At 69.9% G+C, this 16,215-nt stretch carries 15 protein-coding genes; 13 read left to right on the forward strand and 2 right to left on the reverse strand.

Annotated features, from left to right (window positions below):
* Window positions 1-3 precede the first annotated feature (3 nt).
* The 5 genes from cbiB to D3H34_RS00890 are packed head-to-tail and all read left to right on the forward strand — an operon-like array spanning window position 4 to window position 3,644.
* A complete protein-coding gene (gene cbiB / locus D3H34_RS00870) occupies window positions 4-984 on the forward strand; it encodes an adenosylcobinamide-phosphate synthase CbiB (protein ID WP_119551286.1) in 981 nt (326 codons plus the stop codon).
* Window positions 981-1,997 carry an aminotransferase class I/II-fold pyridoxal phosphate-dependent enzyme gene (locus tag D3H34_RS00875; protein ID WP_119551288.1) on the forward strand — a complete coding sequence of 339 codons (1,017 nt, stop codon included), beginning with the start codon at window positions 981-983 and terminating at the stop codon, window positions 1,995-1,997. Before cbiB ends, D3H34_RS00875 begins: the two co-directional genes overlap by 4 nt.
* Window positions 1,998-2,050: 53 nt before the next feature.
* A complete protein-coding gene (locus tag D3H34_RS00880) occupies window positions 2,051-2,404 on the forward strand; it encodes a CidA/LrgA family protein (RefSeq protein ID WP_119551290.1) in 354 nt (117 codons plus the stop codon).
* A complete protein-coding gene (locus tag D3H34_RS00885; protein ID WP_119551292.1) occupies window positions 2,401-3,129 on the forward strand; it encodes an LrgB family protein in 729 nt (242 codons plus the stop codon). Before D3H34_RS00880 ends, D3H34_RS00885 begins: the two co-directional genes overlap by 4 nt.
* 50 nt (window positions 3,130-3,179) lie before the next feature.
* Entirely contained in the window at window positions 3,180-3,644 is a 465-nt protein-coding gene (locus tag D3H34_RS00890; RefSeq protein ID WP_119551294.1) for an OsmC family protein, read from the forward strand.
* Between the two features lie 21 nt (window positions 3,645-3,665).
* Here D3H34_RS00890 and D3H34_RS00895 read toward each other — a convergent pair whose 3' ends face one another.
* Complete coding sequence (locus D3H34_RS00895; protein WP_119551296.1) at window positions 3,666-4,580, reverse strand: LysR family transcriptional regulator; 915 nt, start codon at window positions 4,578-4,580, stop codon at window positions 3,666-3,668.
* Window positions 4,581-4,761: 181 nt separating this feature from the next.
* Here D3H34_RS00895 and D3H34_RS00900 point away from each other — a divergent pair, with 181 nt between their 5' ends.
* The 4 genes from D3H34_RS00900 (at window position 4,762) to D3H34_RS00915 (ending at window position 11,901) form a co-directional block, all read left to right on the forward strand.
* Window positions 4,762-5,643 (forward strand): alpha/beta hydrolase fold domain-containing protein, encoded by an 882-nt coding sequence (locus tag D3H34_RS00900; protein ID WP_119551298.1) that lies wholly within the window; start codon window positions 4,762-4,764, stop codon window positions 5,641-5,643.
* Window positions 5,644-5,798: 155 nt separating this feature from the next.
* Window positions 5,799-7,061, forward strand: coding sequence for an efflux RND transporter periplasmic adaptor subunit (locus D3H34_RS00905; RefSeq protein ID WP_119551300.1), 1,263 nt, complete (start codon window positions 5,799-5,801; stop codon window positions 7,059-7,061).
* 40 nt (window positions 7,062-7,101) lie between these two features.
* Window positions 7,102-10,377: an efflux RND transporter permease subunit gene (locus tag D3H34_RS00910; RefSeq protein WP_119551302.1), complete on the forward strand. Its 3,276-nt coding sequence runs from the start codon at window positions 7,102-7,104 to the stop codon at window positions 10,375-10,377.
* A gap of 39 nt (window positions 10,378-10,416) precedes the next feature.
* Window positions 10,417-11,901, forward strand: coding sequence for an efflux transporter outer membrane subunit (locus tag D3H34_RS00915; protein WP_119551304.1), 1,485 nt, complete (start codon window positions 10,417-10,419; stop codon window positions 11,899-11,901).
* Window positions 11,902-11,917: 16 nt separating this feature from the next.
* On the opposite strand, the gene D3H34_RS00920 is transcribed toward D3H34_RS00915, so the two are convergent.
* On the reverse strand, window positions 11,918-12,157 hold the full coding sequence (locus D3H34_RS00920) for a hypothetical protein (protein WP_119551306.1): 240 nt from the start codon (window positions 12,155-12,157) through the stop codon (window positions 11,918-11,920).
* A gap of 92 nt (window positions 12,158-12,249) precedes the next feature.
* Here D3H34_RS00920 and D3H34_RS00925 point away from each other — a divergent pair, with 92 nt between their 5' ends.
* The 4 genes from D3H34_RS00925 to D3H34_RS00940 are packed head-to-tail and all read left to right on the forward strand — an operon-like array spanning window position 12,250 to window position 16,119.
* Entirely contained in the window at window positions 12,250-13,710 is a 1,461-nt protein-coding gene (locus tag D3H34_RS00925; RefSeq protein WP_119551308.1) for a cobyric acid synthase, read from the forward strand.
* A complete protein-coding gene (gene cobT, locus D3H34_RS00930) occupies window positions 13,707-14,750 on the forward strand; it encodes a nicotinate-nucleotide--dimethylbenzimidazole phosphoribosyltransferase (protein WP_119551310.1) in 1,044 nt (347 codons plus the stop codon). Before D3H34_RS00925 ends, cobT begins: the two co-directional genes overlap by 4 nt.
* Window positions 14,747-15,541: an adenosylcobinamide-GDP ribazoletransferase gene (locus D3H34_RS00935; protein ID WP_119551312.1), complete on the forward strand. Its 795-nt coding sequence runs from the start codon at window positions 14,747-14,749 to the stop codon at window positions 15,539-15,541. The genes cobT and D3H34_RS00935 overlap by 4 nt, the downstream gene beginning before the upstream one ends.
* Window positions 15,538-16,119, forward strand: a complete 582-nt coding sequence (locus D3H34_RS00940; RefSeq protein WP_119551314.1) for a histidine phosphatase family protein — start codon at window positions 15,538-15,540, stop codon at window positions 16,117-16,119. Before D3H34_RS00935 ends, D3H34_RS00940 begins: the two co-directional genes overlap by 4 nt.
* Window positions 16,120-16,215: the final 96 nt, after the last annotated feature.

Consider the following 16,215-nt stretch of genomic DNA (forward strand, 5'->3'; position numbering starts at 1 on the left):
TCCATGCCTGCGCCCGATCTCTTCACTGTCTTCGCTCTCGCGCTGGTCGCCGCCCTGTGGCTGGCGCTGGCCGTCGATCGCTGGCTGGGCGAGCCGCCCGCGCCGCTGCATCCCGTCGTATGGATGGGCCGCTACCTGGACTGGATCGGCAGCCGCCTCGCGCCGCGCGCGGCTGATGCGAAGTCGCGCGACCTGCCGGGCTTCGCGATGGGCGCGCTCGGCTGGTGTGTTGGGGCGATGGCCGCATTCGCCGTGGCATCGGCCGTGCAGAGCCTGGCGATGCAATGGCTACCGGTCTGGGCCATGGCCGTGGTGCTCGGGCTCGCGTTCAAGCCGCTGTTCGCATGGCGCATGCTGCGCGACGAGGTGTTGGCGGTCGAGGCCGCGCTGGGCGAATCGCTCGACGCGGGCCGCGCACGGCTGGCGCGCCTCGTGAGCCGCGATGTCTCCGTGCTGAGCGAACGCGAGGTGCGCGAGAGCGCGATCGAGTCGCTGGCCGAGAATCTCAACGACTCGCTGGTGGCGCCCGTGTTCTGGTTCGTGCTGTTCGGCCTGCCGGGTGCGGCGCTCTATCGCTTCGCCAACACCGCCGACGCCATGTGGGGCTACCGCGGCGAACGCGGTGGACGCGACTGGACCTGGTTCGGCAAGTGGGCCGCGCGCGCCGACGACGTGCTCTCGTGGCTGCCCGCGCGCATCACCGTGCTGCTGTTGGCGCTCGCCGCCGGCCGCTGGCCGCGCGGCGTGGCCCGCGAGGCGCGCCGCACACCGTCACCCAACAGCGGCTGGCCGATGGGGGCGATGGCGTTGCTGTTGGGGGTGCGGCTTGCGAAGCCGGGCGTGTATGCGCTGAATGGGGAAGGGCGCGCCGTCACGTCGGCCGACACCGCGCGCACAGCGCAACTCGGCGAACGCGCGGCGTTCGGTTTGGCCGTGATCGCCTCGCTCGCGATGCTGTCGCCGCTGCCGGCGAGGTGGGCATGACGGATCACACCGCGCGTCCCGTGCACGGCGGCCCGGACGCAACCGGCGCCGCGCCGCACGACTTCTCGACCAACGGCAATGCGGTGGGCTCGTGTCCCGCCGTGCTGGCTGCACTTCGCGAGGCCGATGCCGCGCACTATCCTGATCCGCGCTACACCGCGCTGCGTGCTGCACTCGCCGAGTTCCATGGCGTGGCCGTGGACCGCATCGTGATCGCCGCGAGCGCGAGCGAATTCATCCACCGCATCAGCGCCGCCGTGGCGCAGGGCGGTGGTGGCCCGGTCTGGCTGCCCGCGCACAGCTACGGCGACTACGAACGCGCAGCTCTGGCCTGGGGCCTCGGCGTGCGGCGCGCACCTGAAGACGCCGACGGCACTGCGTTGCGCTGGTGCTGCGAACCGTCGAGCCCGTTCGGCCAGCCGCAGCCAGACATCGCGCTGCATGCGGCGAGCGATGCGGTCTGCGTGCTCGACATGGCCTACGAACCGCTGCGCCTCGAAGGCCAGCCCTCGCATGGCGCCGCGCAACGCGACCGCGTCTGGCAGCTGTGGACACCGAACAAGGCCATGGGGCTCACCGGCATCCGCGCCGCCTACGCCATTGCGCCCGCGAGCGGCGAGGTGGCCGGTCCGCTGCTGGAGCGGCTCGAGCGCCTCGCGCCGTCGTGGCCGCTGGGCACGCACGGCGTGGCGCTGCTCACGACCTGGACCAGCGACGAGGCGCAAGGCTGGCTGGCGCGCAGCCTCGACATCCTGCGCGACTGGAAGGCGCGGCAACGCGCCGTGTGCGAATCGCTGGGCTGGGAGGTACTGCCCGGCGACGCCAACTTCTTCGGCGCACGGCCCGATGTGCCGTATCCGCCGCGCGCCGCCGCGCTGCGCGCCGAGGGCATCAAGCTGCGCGACTGCGCCTCCTTCGGACTGCCGGGTCACCTGCGCCTGGGCGTGTTGCCGCCGGCCAGTCAACAGGCCTTGAAGGCCGCGTGGACGCGAGCAGCGCGACACAGCGGCTGAGCGCACCACGCACCACAATAGGGCCGTTGCAAGAAAAGGAAAACAACAGGCCCATGCTCTACGCCATCACCACGCTCTTTCTGTGCCAGCTTGCGGGCGAACTGCTCGTGCAGTGGCTGTCGCTGCCGATCCCCGGCCCGCTGATCGGCATGCTGCTGCTGTTCGTCGGCCTGCTGGTGCGCCGCGGCGTGCCGCAAGAGCTGACCGACACCTCGGGCCATCTGCTGCGCAACCTGATGCTGCTGTTCATCCCGGCGGTGACCGGTGTGATGCTGCATTTCGAGCGGGTGGGGCGCGAGTGGCTGCCGTTCCTCGCGGCCGGCGTTGTCGGCGGCGCTTTCACCATGGCGGTGACCGCGCTCACGCTGCGCTGGATGATCCGCATCACCGGCAAGGACGCCGAATGAACGCGCCCGCCAAGCTGTCCGAAATCTGGGTGTTCCTGGCCCAGTCGCCGCTCCTGTGGCTGTCGCTCACGCTGCTCGCCTACCTGGGGGCGTTGTGGCTGCACGCACGCAGCGGGCGCAATCCGATGGTCAATCCGGTGCTGGTGTCGGTGATCGTCATCGTGAGCGTGCTGCTGCTCACGCGCACGCCGTACGACACCTATTTCGAAGGCGCCAAATTCGTTCACTTCCTCATCGGCCCGGCCACTGTGGCGCTGGCCGTGCCGCTGTACAGCCAGGTCGGCCGCCTGCGGCGCCTGTGGCTGCCGATCGGCGTGGCGCTGCTGGTGGGCTCGGTGGCCGCCATCGTCTCGGCCATCGGCATTGGCTGGGTGCTGGGCGGCTCGCACGAGCTGCTGATGTCGCTCGCGCCCAAGTCGGCCACCATGCCGATCGCGATGGGCGTGGCCGAGAAGATCGGCGGCCTGCCGTCGCTCGCGGCCGTGGCAGCGGCCATCGCGGGCATCTCGGGCGCGATCATGGCCACCGGCTTGCTGAACCTGCTGCGCATCAAGGAGCCCGCAGTGCGCGGCTTCGCCGTCGGCATGGCGGCGCACGGCATCGGCACCGCGCGGGCCATCCAGGTGAACGAAACCGCGGGTGCGTTCTCGGCGCTGGCCATGGGGCTGAACGGCATCGCGACGGCGCTGCTGGTGCCGCTGATCGTGAAGCTGATGACGGTCTGACCTTCGCCGATTCACCCATCCACCCATTCATCCATTGAGGAGCACCTCCCATGTCCGAATACACCGCCGAGATCGTCTGGGAGCGAGGCGACCAGGACTTCCTGGCCAACACCTACAGCCGCCACCACGTGCTGCGGTTCGACGGTGGTGCGCAGGTGCCGGGTTCATCGTCCCCGCACGTGGTGCCGCTGCCGTTCTCCGATGCGTCGGCGGTCGATCCGGAAGAAATGTTCGTGGCCTCGCTGTCCAGCTGCCACATGCTGTGGTTCCTCACCATGGCGGTGAAGCGCAAGTTCGTGGTCGACCGCTATGTCGACGCGGCCACGGGCGTGATGGAGAAGAACGCCGACGGCAAGATGGCGATGACCGTCGTCACGCTGCGCCCGCAGGTGAGCTTCTCGGGCGAGAACCTGCCCACGCGCGAGCAGATCGCGCACATGCACCACCGGGCGCATGAGGAGTGCTTCATCGCGAATTCGGTGAAGACCGAGGTGCGGTGCGAGCCGGTCGACTGACGCGCGACGGTCGCAGGGCCCTCAGCGCTTCTGCAACCGCGGATTCTTCGCAAACAACTCCGCCGCCCAGTCCACAAAGGCCCGCACCTTGGCGCTCAGGTGCCGGTTCGGCGGGTAGACCACGTGGATCGGCAGCGGGTCGCGCTGCCAGTCGGCCAGCACCTCGATGAGTTCGCCGCTTTCCAGCAGCGGCTCGGCGGTGAAGGTGATGCACTGCGACAGGCCGAAGCCAGCGAGCACGGCTGTCATGTGTGCGTTGCTCTCGTTGACCGACACGCGGTAGGGGCCGTTGAGCTCGATGTACTCGTCACCCTTCTTGAACTCGTGCGGGTACACGCGCCGGGTGGTGCCCGAGAAGTAGCTCACGACGTGGTGACGCTTCTCGATGTCGTTCGGATGCTGCGGTGCACCATAGCGCTTGATGTAGGCCGGCGAGGCCACGGTGACGAAATGCAGGGTGCCGATGCGGCGCGCGACCAGTGACTGGTCGCTGAGTTCGCCGGCGCGGATCACGCAGTCGACGTTGTCGCTGATGAGGTCGACGGTGCGGTCGCTCACGCCCAGGTCGACCTGGATCTCGGGGTAGCGGTCGCAGAAGCTGGCCAAGTTGGGCAGGATGATCTGCTGCGCCACTGACGTGCCCACGTCGATGCGCAGCCGCCCCGTGGGGTTGGCCTGCGCGTTCGTCATGCTGGCTTCCATGTCGTCGAAGTCGTTCAGCAGCCGCGCCGCGCGCTCGAAGTAGGCGGCGCCATCGGGCGTGACGGTGACGCGCCGCGTGGTGCGGTTGAGCAGCTTCACGCGCAGGCGCGATTCCAGCGCCTGGATCTGCTTGGTGACGGTGCCCTTGGGCAGGGCCAGAGAGTCGGCGGCACGGGTGAAGGTGCCTGCTTCCACCACGCGGACAAAGATCCGCATTGCCTGGATTTGATCCATCGAATGCCTGTTCAGGGAGGCCGGCACATGCCGGAAGGAGGCGGATTCTCACACAAGGAATGCGCCCCTATGGCGTGTCCGATTGTTCTCCGTTTGGAAACAGAGTAGGGCTGTGTTTCCTGTTTCATATCGCTTGTAGCGCCTTATATTTCAAACATCGCCCACATCCCTGAGGTCGCCCATGTCACCCCGTCCATCGTCCCGGTCCGCTGAAGCTGCTGCGCTTGCCGCGGCACAAGGCGTGGAGTCCGATCTGTCGATCGAGCTGCCCGGCCGCGAGCCCGTGGCTGCCCGTGTCTACGGTCAGCGTTCGCGGGGCGAGACCGTGCCGCTGGTGCTGCATTTCCATGGCGGCACCTTCATCTGCGGCAACCTCGACAACGGCCGCAACGTGGCCCGGCTGCTGGCCGGCGCGGGTGCGGTGGTGGTGTCGCTCGATTACCCGCTGGCCCCGGCGGCCCCGTTCCCGGAGCCGGTCGAGGTCGGATATGCGGCGCTCGAATGGCTCTACAAGCAGCGCGTGAAGCTCGGTGGCAAGGGCGCCCAGGTGTACCTGGCCGGCGAAGAAGCCGGTGGCAACCTGGCGGCCAGCGTGGCCCTGGTGGCCCGCGACCGTGCCCATCCGCCGCTGGCGGGCCAGATCCTGCTGTCGCCCATGCTCGACCCGTGCGCCGGTACCGCCTCGCTGCGCAATGCCACCAACGACGCCGCCGAGTGCCGCTGGGCCACGGGCTGGGCCAAGTATTTGAGCTGTCCCTCGAACGCCACGCATCCATACGCGGTGCCCAGCGGATCGCTGCGGCTGGCCGCCCTGGCACCGGCACTGGTGCTGGTGGGCCCCGACGACGCGATGCGCGACGAGGCCATGACCTTCGCGGGCCGGCTGCGGTCGGCCGGCATCGAGGTCACGAGCAGCGTGCTGACCGGGGCCGACAACTGGCCCAAGGCCCTGTACGACACCGAGGCCGTGGGATGTGCGTCCTGCGAAGCCAGCGTGCAGCAGCACTTCCGCGAATTCTTCAGCGCCACCACACCGCCCCCGGCGGTCCCTGAGCCCAGCTAGGCCCGCGAGGGTCCGCTCCGCCCCCTGAAACAAGCCGCCGCCTCCGCCGGGGTCGGTGGCAGGGCTTTCTGTTCTCCAAACTCCGCCTCCTGACGCCTTCGGCGCCGGGATGGCCTGTTGCATCCCGAAAAAGTCATCGAGAAGGACGATCCATCATGTCGAACAAGAACGAACACAAGCTCTCTTCCACCGGCCGCAAGGCCCTGTGGCCCACCGTCACCGGCCTGACGGCGCTGCTGGCCGTGGCCGCCGCGGTGGTGGGCATGTACAGCTTCAAGGCCGAGGCCACGGCGCCGGTCGCGGCGCAACAGGGTACCCCGGTGTCGGTTGCCACCGTCGCGTCGAGCGAGATCAACGCCTGGGACGAGTTCTCGGGCCGGCTCGAAGCGGTGGAACGCGTCGATGTGCGTTCCCGCGTGGCGGGCGCCGTGCAGGCGGTGCACTTCCGCGAAGGCGCGCTGGTGAAGCAGGGCGAGTTGCTCATCACCATCGACCCGGCGCCGTACGCCGCGGAAGTGGAGCGCGCCGAAGCGCAGGTCGCCTCGGCGCAGGCCCGCCAGTCGTTCAGTCGCAGCGAGCAGGAACGTGCCCGCCGCCTGTGGGACGAGCAGGCCATCGCCCAGCGCGAACTCGACGAGCGCGTGAACGCCGGCCGCGAAGCCGAAGCCAACCTGCGCGCCGCGCAAGCTTCGCTGCAGTCGGCGCGCCTGAACCTGGGCTACACCCAAGTGCGCGCGCCGGTGTCGGGCCGCATCGGCAAGCTCGAGGTGACCGTGGGCAACCTGGTCGCCGCCGGCCCCGGTGCGCCCGTGCTGACCACGCTGGTGTCGGTGAGCCCGATCTACGCGAGCTTCGACGCCGACGAGCAGGTCATCACCCGCGCCCTGAAGGACCTGCCGGCCAGCGCCGGCGCCCGCGGCCAGATCGACACGATCCCCGTGCAGATGGGCACCGCCGGCCTCGAGGGCACGCCCTTCACCGGCAAGCTGCAGCTGATCGACAACCAGGTCGACGCCCGCAGCGGCACCGTGCGTGTGCGCGCCTCGTTCGACAACAAGGACGGCGCGCTCATTCCCGGCCAGTTCGCCCGCATCCGCATGGGCCAGGCTCGTAACGACACCGCGCTGCTGGTGAGCGAACGCGCCATCGGCACCGACCAGAACAAGAAGTTCGTGATGGTCGTGGGCGACGACGACAAGGCGGTCTACCGCGAGGTGACGCTGGGCGCGCCCATCAACGGCCTGCGCGTGGTGAGCAAGGGCCTGAAGGCCGGCGACCGCGTGGTGGTGAACGGCCTGCAGCACATCCGCCCGGGTGCGCTGGTCGTGCCGCAGACCGTGACGATGGACGCCAAGGCCGACACGAAGCCACAACAGGAACAACAACCGGAACGCGTGGCCGAGGCCGCCAAGTCCTGATTTCGGAGGAGGGCGTCTGGGCGCCCGCCGGAGAACCAACATGAATCTCTCAAAATTCTTCATCGACAGGCCGATCTTTGCCGGCGTGCTGTCGCTACTGATGTTGATTGCCGGCCTGATCGCGCTGCGCGGTCTGCCGATCTCGGAGTACCCGGAAGTCGCGCCGCCCTCGGTGGTGGTGCGCGCCACGTACCCCGGCGCCAACCCCAAGGTGATTGCCGAGACGGTGGCCACGCCGCTCGAAGAGCAGATCAACGGCGTCGAAGGCATGCTCTACATGGGCAGCCAGGCGACGACCGACGGCGTGATGACGCTGACCGTCACCTTCCGCCTGGGCACCGATCCCGACAAGGCGCAGCAGCTCGTGCAGAACCGCGTCTCGCAAGCCGAGCCGCGCCTGCCTGAGGAAGTGCGGCGCCTGGGCATCACGACCGTCAAGAGCGCGCCCGACCTGACGATGGTGGTTCACCTCGTCTCGCCGAACAACCGCTACGACATCAACTACCTGCGCAACTACGCGGTGCTGAATGTGAAGGACCCGCTGGCGCGCATCGAAGGCGTGGGCCAGGTCCAGATCTTCGGCGGCGGCGACTACTCGATGCGCGTCTGGCTCGACCCGCAGAAGGTCGCGCAGCGCGGCCTCTCGGCCAGCGACGTGGTGGCTGCCATCCGTGGCCAGAACGTGCAGGCCGCGGCCGGCGTCGTTGGCGCATCGCCGGGCCTGTCGGGCGTGGACATGCAGCTGTCGATCAATGCGCAAGGCCGCCTGCAGAGCGAGGAAGAGTTCGGCGACATCATCGTCAAGAGCGGCACCGACGGCGCCGTGACCCGCCTGCGCGACATCGGCCGCCTCGAGATGGGCGCTGCCGACTACTCGCTGCGTTCGCTGCTGAACAACGACCCGGCCGTCGGCATGGGCGTGTTCCAGGCACCGGGCTCGAATGCGCTCGACATCTCCTCCAACGTCCGCAAGACGATGGAAGAGCTGAACAAGAACATGCCCGAAGGCCTGGAGTACCGCATCGCCTACGACCCGACGCAGTTCGTGCGCGCATCGATCGAATCGGTGATCCACACGCTGCTCGAAGCCATCCTGTTGGTGGTGCTGGTCGTGATCCTGTTCCTGCAGACCTGGCGCGCGTCGATCATTCCGCTGCTGGCGGTGCCGGTGTCGGTGATCGGTACCTTCGCGGTGCTGCACATCCTCGGTTTCTCGATCAATGCGCTGAGCCTGTTCGGGCTGGTGCTGGCGATCGGCATCGTGGTGGACGACGCCATCGTGGTGGTGGAGAACGTCGAGCGCAACATCGAAGCCGGCTTGACGCCGCGTGAAGCGACCTACCGCGCCATGCGCGAAGTGTCGGGCCCCATCATCGCCATCGCGCTGGTGCTCGTGGCCGTGTTCGTGCCGCTGGCCTTCATCAGCGGTCTGACGGGCCAGTTCTACCGCCAGTTCGCGGTGACCATCGCGATCTCGACGGTGATCTCGGCCATCAACTCGCTGACGCTGTCGCCGGCCCTGGCCGCACTGCTGCTGCGCGGTCACGATCAGCCGAAGGACGCACTGACGCGCGGCATGGACAAGGCCTTCGGCTGGCTGTTCCGCGGCTTCAACAAGTTCTTCCATCGCGGCTCCGAGGCCTACAGCGGCGGTGTCAAGCGTGTGATCTCGCGCAAGACGTTGATGCTGGTGATCTACCTCGCGCTGGTGGGCGTGACCTTCGGCCTCTTCAAGGCAGTGCCCGGCGGCTTCGTGCCGGCGCAGGACAAGCAATACCTCATCGGTTTTGCCCAGCTGCCCGACGGCGCCACGCTCGACCGCACCGACGAGGTGATCCAGCGCATGGGCGAGATCATGAAGAAGAACCCGAACGTGGAAGACGCCATCGCCTTCCCGGGCCTGTCGATCAACGGCTTCACCAACAGCTCGAACTCGGGCATCGTGTTCGCCACGCTCAAGCCCTTCGACCAGCGCAAGCGCGCCGACCAGAGCGGCGGTGCAGTGGCGGGCCAGCTCAACGGCGCCTTCTCGAGCATCCAGGACGCGTTCATCGTGATGTTCCCGCCGCCGCCCGTGGCAGGCCTGGGCACGACCGGCGGCTTCAAGCTGCAGATCGAAGACCGTGCCTCGGTCGGCTACGACCAGATGGACGCTGCCGTGAAGGCCTTCATGACCAAGGCGCAGGCCGCGCCCGAGCTCACGGGCATGTTCACGAGCTGGCAGGTCAACGTGCCGCAGCTGTATGCCGACATCGACCGCACCAAGGCGCGCCAGCTCGGCGTGCCGGTGACGGACATCTTCGACACCATGCAGATCTACCTCGGTAGCCTGTACGCCAACGACTTCAACAAGTTCGGCCGCACGTACTCCGTGCGCGTCCAGGCCGATGCGCCGTACCGCGCCCGCGCCGAAGACGTCGGCATGCTGAAGGTGCGCTCGACCTCGGGCGAGATGGTGCCGCTGGCCGCGCTGATGAAGGTGAATTCGACCTTCGGTCCGGAACGCGCCATGCGCTACAACGGCTACCTGGCGGCCGACATCAACGGCGGCCCGGCGCCCGGCTACTCGTCGGGACAGGCACAGGACGTGATCACCAAGATCGCGGCCGAGACGCTGCCCAAGGGCGTGAGCTTCGAGTGGACCGAGCTGACCTACCAGGAAATCCTGGCCGGCAACTCCGCCTTCCTGGTGTTCCCGCTGGCGATCCTGCTGGTGTTCCTGGTGCTGGCCGCGCAGTACGAAAGCCTGACGCTGCCGATCGCGATCATCCTGATCGTGCCGATGGGCATCATGGCCGCGATGGCGGGCGTGTGGATGTCGGGGGGCGACAACAACGTCTTCACGCAGATCGGCTTGATCGTGCTGGTGGGGCTGAGTGCGAAGAACGCGATCCTGATCGTGGAATTCGCACGGGAGCTCGAATTTGCCGGACGCACGCCGATCCAGGCCGCGATCGAAGCCAGCCGCCTGCGCCTGCGCCCGATCCTGATGACCTCGCTGGCCTTCGTGATGGGGGTGCTGCCGCTGGTGCTCTCGACCGGTGCCGGCTCGGAGATGCGCCAGGCGATGGGCGTGGCGGTGTTCGCCGGAATGATCGGCGTGACGGCCTTCGGCCTGTTCCTGACGCCGGTGTTCTACGTGCTGCTGCGCCGCCTGGCGGGCAACCGGCCGCTCAAGCTGCATGGCGAAGTGCCGCACGGCGAAGACTTCGTGTCGGCCGACCATCCCGCCACACCTTCGCACGGTGGTTCGGGCGGTGGCGGGCTGCACCCGGTGCCGGCCTCGCCGCGCCCCTCGCACGGTGCGCACGACTGATCGACAAGAGCTGATCGACAAGAAGAAAGAAGGTTTTCCATGACATTCGGAATCCCAACCCTGGTGCGCCCGCTGCGCACCGCCATGCTGCCGTTGGTGGCGGCCCTCGTGCTGGCCGGTTGCGCCAGCGTGCCCTCGGGCATGCCTTCGGTGCCGACCGCGGCCCAGTTCAAGGAGCAGCCGCAGCAACAGCAACAACAGCCGGGTGCCACGGCGCCGGCCGGCTTCACCCGCGCCGCGCCCGCCGAGGCGCAACCGCGCGGCGAATGGTGGCTGGCGTTCAACGACCCGGTGCTCAACACGCTGATCGAGCGTGCCGCGGTCGACAACGCCAACATCCAGGCCGCCGCCGCACGGCTGGCCGAGGCACGCGCGCTGGCGCGCAGCGCCCAGGCCGACCGCCTGCCGCAGATCGGGCTGGGCGCCGGCGCCAACCGCGGTGCCGGCCTGGACAAGGCCACGGCCAGCACCCGGCCGGGCACCATGACCAACATCGGCGCCACGTTCTCGTACGAGGTCGACCTGTTCGGTCGCCTTTCGGGTGCGGCCGATGCGGCCAAGCTCGACGCGGCCGGCCGCGAGGCGCTGCTGCAAAGCACCCGGCTCGCGGTGCAGGCCGAGGTGGCGCAGACCTACCTGCAGCTGCGCGCGCTCGATGCCGAGCGCGTGCTGGTGCGCGAATCGGTCGCGGCCTACCGCGACACGCTGCGGCTGACGCAGCGCCGCCAGCAGGCCGGCGACATCGCCGAGCTCGACGTGGCGCGCGTGCAGACCGAGGTGTCGTCCACCGAGTCGGACGCGCTCGCGCTGGACCGGCAACGCGCCCAGGTGGAACATGCGCTGGCCGTGTTGGTGGGCGACTCGGCCTCCAGCTTCGGCATGCGGCCGGACGACTGGGCCACCGCGCTGCCGACGATTCCGCCGGGTGTTCCGTCCACTGTGCTCACGCGCCGGCCTGACGTGTCGGCCGCACAGAGCGCCGTCATGGCGGCGCAGGCCCGCGTGGGCGTGGCGCAGACCGCGTGGTTCCCGAACATCTCGCTGACCGGCGCGGCCGGCTACGCCTCGCCCGAGATCGGCGACCTCTTCAAGTGGTCGGCCCGTTCGTGGGGCGTGGGGGCGCTGCTGTCGCTGCCGATCTTCGACGGCGGCCGCCGCGAGGCCGGCGTGCAGGGCGCCAACGCCCAGCTCGACGGCGCGCTGGCCAGCTACCGCTCGCAGGTGCTGGTGGCGTTCCAGGAGGTCGAAGACCAGCTGGCCGCCATCCGCATCCTGCAGGAGCAGTCGGTGGTGCAGGCGCAGGCCGTGACCTCGGCGCAGCGCGCCACCAGCCTGTCGGACTCGCGCTACCGCAACGGCTACGTCAGCCAGCTCGACCTGCTCGACGCCCGCCGCAGCGAACTGCGCAACCGGCGCCAGGCGCTGCAGGTGAAGTCGGCGCAGTACCAGGCGACCGTGGGGCTGATCCGCGCCATCGGTGGCGGCTGGGAAGTGCCGGCGGCGGAGAAGGTGGCGGCCCGCTGATCGGGGCCGTCCGGGCTCAGGCGCTGCCGCCTGCGTCCGGATGCGTCGCCGTCGTGGCCAGCTTTTTCAGCGCCGCTGTACCCAGGGCAAGCGCGCTCGAGTAGCTGGGCTGCGGCTGTGCAGCCACACGCAGCGGCCGGTAGCCGAGTGTGTCGGCGGTGCTGCCGGTGTCGTGAACGGCTTCGAGCAGGACCCAGTAGAAGCGGCCCGGCTCGCGTTCCTCGACCGTCAGCGCCAGATCGTTGAGGGCGGACATGATTTCCCAAGGGCAGCCCGGGAAGGGCTTGCCTCCTTGTACGTCTGACTCGGCCTTCCGGTTTCAGTTCGGCGCTCAACGACAATCCCCGGATGAGTTCTAGAGCGACAAGCGGACCGGCGCGCTGCGTCATGGTCCTGGGCACCACGAGCGGCGCCGGCAAGAGCTGGCTGGCCACCGCGCTGTGCCGGTGGTATGCCCGCCAGGGGCTGCGGGTGGCGCCGTTCAAGGCGCAGAACATGAGCAACAACGCCCGCGTGGTCGAGGGTGGCGAGATCGGCAGCGCCCAGTACTTCCAGGCCCTGGCCGCCAACGCCGTGCCCGACGTGCGCATGAACCCGTTGCTGCTCAAGCCCGAGCGCGACACCCACAGCCAGGTGGTGCTGATGGGGCAGGTGAGCGAGTCGCTCTCGGCCCTGCCATGGCGCGGGCGCAGCGAGCGCGTCTGGCCGCAGATCGCGCAGGCCTTCGACGAGCTGCGGGCCGAGAACGACGTGGTCGTGATCGAAGGCGCCGGCTCGCCGGCCGAGATCAACCTGATGGCCAGCGACATCGTCAACATGCGCGTCGCCCGCCACGCCAACGCCCGCTGCCTGCTGGCGACCGACATCGACCGCGGCGGCGCGTTTGCCCACCTGTACGGCACCTGGGCGCTGCTGCCCGAGGCCGATCGGGCGCTGATCGCGGGCTTCGTGCTCAACAAGTTCCGCGGCGACGCCTCGCTGCTGGCCCCCGCGCCGCAGCAGCTGCAGGCACTGACCGGCGTGCCCACCGTGGCCACGCTGCCCATGTGGTGGCAGCACGGCCTGCCCGAGGAAGACGGCGTGTTCGACGACCGCAGCCGCGCCAGCGGCGTGGTGACGCGCACGGTGGCGGTGGTGGCGTACCCCCGCCTGAGCAACCTCGACGAGTTCCAGGCTCTGAAGAACGTGCCCGGCGTGCGCCTGGTCTGGGCCCGCACGCCGGCCGACGTGGCCGGCGCCGACTGGATCGTGCTGCCGGGCTCCAAGCACACGAGCGGCGACCTTGCCTGGCTGCGCGCGCAGGGGCTGGACCGCGCGGTGGCCGAGCACGCCGGGCGCGGCGGCGCGGTGCTGGGTGTCTGCGGCGGGCTGCAGATGCTGGGCGAGGCGCTGGTCGATCCGCACGGCATCGACGGCAACGCGCCGGGGCTCGGCCTGCTGCCGCTGGTGACGGTGTTCGAGCGAGAGAAGACCGTGCAGCACCGCACGGCCAGCTTCGGCGAGCTGACCGGCGAATGGGCCGCGCTCTCGAATGTGCGCATCGCCGGCTACGAGATCCACCACGGCCAGACGGCGACCCACCCGCAGCTTGCGCAGGATGGCCGCGCCGTGATGCCCGAGGGCCTGGCCTGGCAGAACGCGCGTGGCAACGTGCTGGGCCTCTATTTGCACGGTCTGTTCGAGGACCCGGCGGCGCTGCAGGCGCTGTTCGGCACCACGGCGCCCACGCTGGACGCCACCTTCGACGGCCTGGCCGACTTCATCGACACCCACTTCGACGCCGGCGTGCTCGCCGGCCTGATCGCATGACCGACACCGCCCTGATCCCCGACGTTCCCGACATCACCGACGCCGCGCTCGCGGCGCGGCTGCAGGCAGCGCTCGACAACAAGACCAAGCCGGTCGGCGCGCTGGGCCGCCTCGAAACGCTGGCGCTGCGCATCGGCACCATCCTGGGCAGCGAGCGGCCCGTGCTCGAAGCCCCGCAGATGCTGGTGTGCGCGGGCGACCATGGGCTGGCGGCGCGCGGCGTGTCGGCCTATCCGAGCGACGTGACCTGGCAGATGGTCGAGAACTTCCTGGCCGGCGGCGCGGCCGTGAGCGTGCTGGCGCGCCAGCACGGCCTGGCGCTCACCGTGGTCGACTGCGGTGTGCGGCGCGACTTCCAGCCGCGCCCGGGGCTGGTGTCGCGGCGCATCGCCGCCGGCACGTCCGACGCCTCGGTCGGCCCCGCCATGACGCCCGAGCAATGCGCCCAGGCCATCGCGAACGGCCGCGAGGTCGTGCGCGCACTGCCGGGCAACGCGCTGTTGCTCGGCGAGATGGGCATCGGCAACAGCTCGACCGCCGCGTTGCTGCTGGCGCGCCTGGCCGGGCAGGACGTCGGCGCCTGTACGGGCGCCGGCACCGGGCTCGACGCGGCCGGGCTGGCACGCAAGCGCGCGGTGCTGCGCGACGTGCTCGCGCTGCATGCCAACGCCACGACGCCGCTCGCCGCACTGGCCGCGTTCGGCGGTTTCGAGGTCGCGACGCTGGTCGGCTCCGTGCTCCAGGCCGCGCAGGAGCGGCGCGTGATCGTGGTCGACGGTTTCATCGCGAGCGCCGCCGTGCTGGTTGCGCAGGCGCTGCAGCCGCACGTGACGCAGCGCTGCATCGCCGCGCACGGCTCGGCCGAGCCGGGCCACGCGCTGCTGCTGAAATATCTCTGGCTCACGCCCTTGCTGAGCCTGGACCTGCGCCTGGGCGAGGGTTCGGGCGGTGCCCTGGCGTGGCCGCTGCTCGAATCGGCCTGCCGCATCCTGCGCGAGATGGCGAGCTTCGAGGCTGCGGGCGTGTCGCGCAAGGCATGAACGGCGTCCGCCATTTCCTGCTCGCGGTGCAGTTCTTCACCCGCGTGCCGGTGACCGGCCGGCTCGCGGCCTGGGTCGGCTTCAGCCCCCAGATGCTGCGCGCGGCGGCCGCGCACCTGCCGGCCATCGGCTGGATTGCAGGCGGGGTGGCGGCGGCGGTGTTCGTCGCTGTGGGCGCCGGCCTGCCGGGCGCGGCCGGGGCCTTCGCGGCGGCCGTGCTGAGCACCGCCGCCACCGTGATGCTCACGGGCGCCTTCCACGAAGACGGCCTGGCGGACGTGGCCGATGGCCTGGGCGGTTCGGCCAGCCGCGAACGGGCGCTGGAAATCATGAAGGACTCGCGCATCGGTGCCTTCGGCGCGGTCGCGCTCGTGCTGGCGCTCGGCCTGAAGTTCGGCCTGCTGGCCGCACTGGCCGCGCGCGGGCTGGACGTGGTGGCGGTGTCCATCGTCGGCGCGCATGTGTTGTCGCGGCTGGCACCGCTGTTCCTGATCCGCGGCCTGCCCTATGTGGGCGACAGCGGCGGCAGCAAGGCCAAGCCGCTGGCCGACGCGATCAGCGGCGGGGCGCTGCTGGTCGCCGTGCTCTGGACCGCGCCCGCCGTGGCGCTGCTGCTGTGCGCGCACGACGCGCTGCATGTGGGCGCGGCGCTCGTGGCGCTGGTGCTGGCCGGGGGCTGGATGGCGCGGCTCTTCGTGCGTCGCCTGCAGGGCTTCACGGGCGACGGGCTCGGTGCCACGCAGCAGGTGTGCGAACTGGCGATCTACCTCGCGCTGGCGTGGAAGGCATGAACAACAAGGACCAAGGCGCCGCCCGGCTCTGGCTCCAGCGCCACGCACCGGTGATCGCGCCGGCCGGCTTGTGCTACGGCGCCACCGACCTCGACGCCCGCGCCGACGACACCCGGGCGGCGGCCGCGCGCATCGCGCAGGTGCTGCCGGCCGGCATCGTGTTGTGGAGTTCGCCGCTGCGGCGCTGCGCCATGCTGGCGGACGCCATTGCCGCGCTGCGGCCCGATCTGTCGGTGCGCCGCGATGCGCGGCTGGCGGAGATGAGTTTCGGCGCCTGGGAAGGGCGCCTCTGGTCTGCCGTGGCCCGCGAAGAGTTCGAGGCCTGGACGAATCGCTTTGCCGACGCTCCGGCCGGCGGAGACGGAGAGAGCGTGCGTGTCTTCATGGCGCGCGTGGCGTCGGCGCATGCCGACTGGATCGCGACCGGCGCCGACGCGCTGTGGGTCACGCATGCCGGCGTGCTGCGGGCGGTGCAGCTGTTGTCGCAAGGCGTGTCGTGCCCCGAGCGGGCCGATCAGTGGCCCAACGATGCGGCGGCCTTCGGCGACTGGCGGGTGGTCGCGGCGCCGATCACCTGACGAGTCGCCCTCAGAAGGTGTGAATGAATCCGGCGTGGCCGAGCAGCCCGCGCAGGCGCGTCCCCTCAAGGCGCAAAGCGCAGCCATAGCTCGGGC

This window comes from Acidovorax cavernicola (assembly GCF_003581445.1).

Coding starts and splice junctions, on each gene's coding strand:
- D3H34_RS00890 (WP_119551294.1), top strand. CDS start 3,180: ATGTCCGAATACACCGCCGAGATCGTCTGGGAGCGAGGCGACCAGGAC.
- D3H34_RS00935 (WP_119551312.1), top strand. CDS start 14,747: ATGAACGGCGTCCGCCATTTCCTGCTCGCGGTGCAGTTCTTCACCCGC.
- cobT (WP_119551310.1), top strand. CDS start 13,707: ATGACCGACACCGCCCTGATCCCCGACGTTCCCGACATCACCGACGCC.
- D3H34_RS00900 (WP_119551298.1), top strand. CDS start 4,762: ATGTCACCCCGTCCATCGTCCCGGTCCGCTGAAGCTGCTGCGCTTGCC.
- D3H34_RS00915 (WP_119551304.1), top strand. CDS start 10,417: ATGACATTCGGAATCCCAACCCTGGTGCGCCCGCTGCGCACCGCCATG.
- D3H34_RS00940 (WP_119551314.1), top strand. CDS start 15,538: ATGAACAACAAGGACCAAGGCGCCGCCCGGCTCTGGCTCCAGCGCCAC.
- D3H34_RS00910 (WP_119551302.1), top strand. CDS start 7,102: ATGAATCTCTCAAAATTCTTCATCGACAGGCCGATCTTTGCCGGCGTG.
- D3H34_RS00920 (WP_119551306.1), bottom strand. CDS start 12,157: ATGTCCGCCCTCAACGATCTGGCGCTGACGGTCGAGGAACGCGAGCCG.
- D3H34_RS00885 (WP_119551292.1), top strand. CDS start 2,401: ATGAACGCGCCCGCCAAGCTGTCCGAAATCTGGGTGTTCCTGGCCCAG.
- D3H34_RS00895 (WP_119551296.1), bottom strand. CDS start 4,580: ATGGATCAAATCCAGGCAATGCGGATCTTTGTCCGCGTGGTGGAAGCA.
- D3H34_RS00905 (WP_119551300.1), top strand. CDS start 5,799: ATGTCGAACAAGAACGAACACAAGCTCTCTTCCACCGGCCGCAAGGCC.
- D3H34_RS00925 (WP_119551308.1), top strand. CDS start 12,250: ATGAGTTCTAGAGCGACAAGCGGACCGGCGCGCTGCGTCATGGTCCTG.
- D3H34_RS00875 (WP_119551288.1), top strand. CDS start 981: ATGACGGATCACACCGCGCGTCCCGTGCACGGCGGCCCGGACGCAACC.
- cbiB (WP_119551286.1), top strand. CDS start 4: ATGCCTGCGCCCGATCTCTTCACTGTCTTCGCTCTCGCGCTGGTCGCC.
- D3H34_RS00880 (WP_119551290.1), top strand. CDS start 2,051: ATGCTCTACGCCATCACCACGCTCTTTCTGTGCCAGCTTGCGGGCGAA.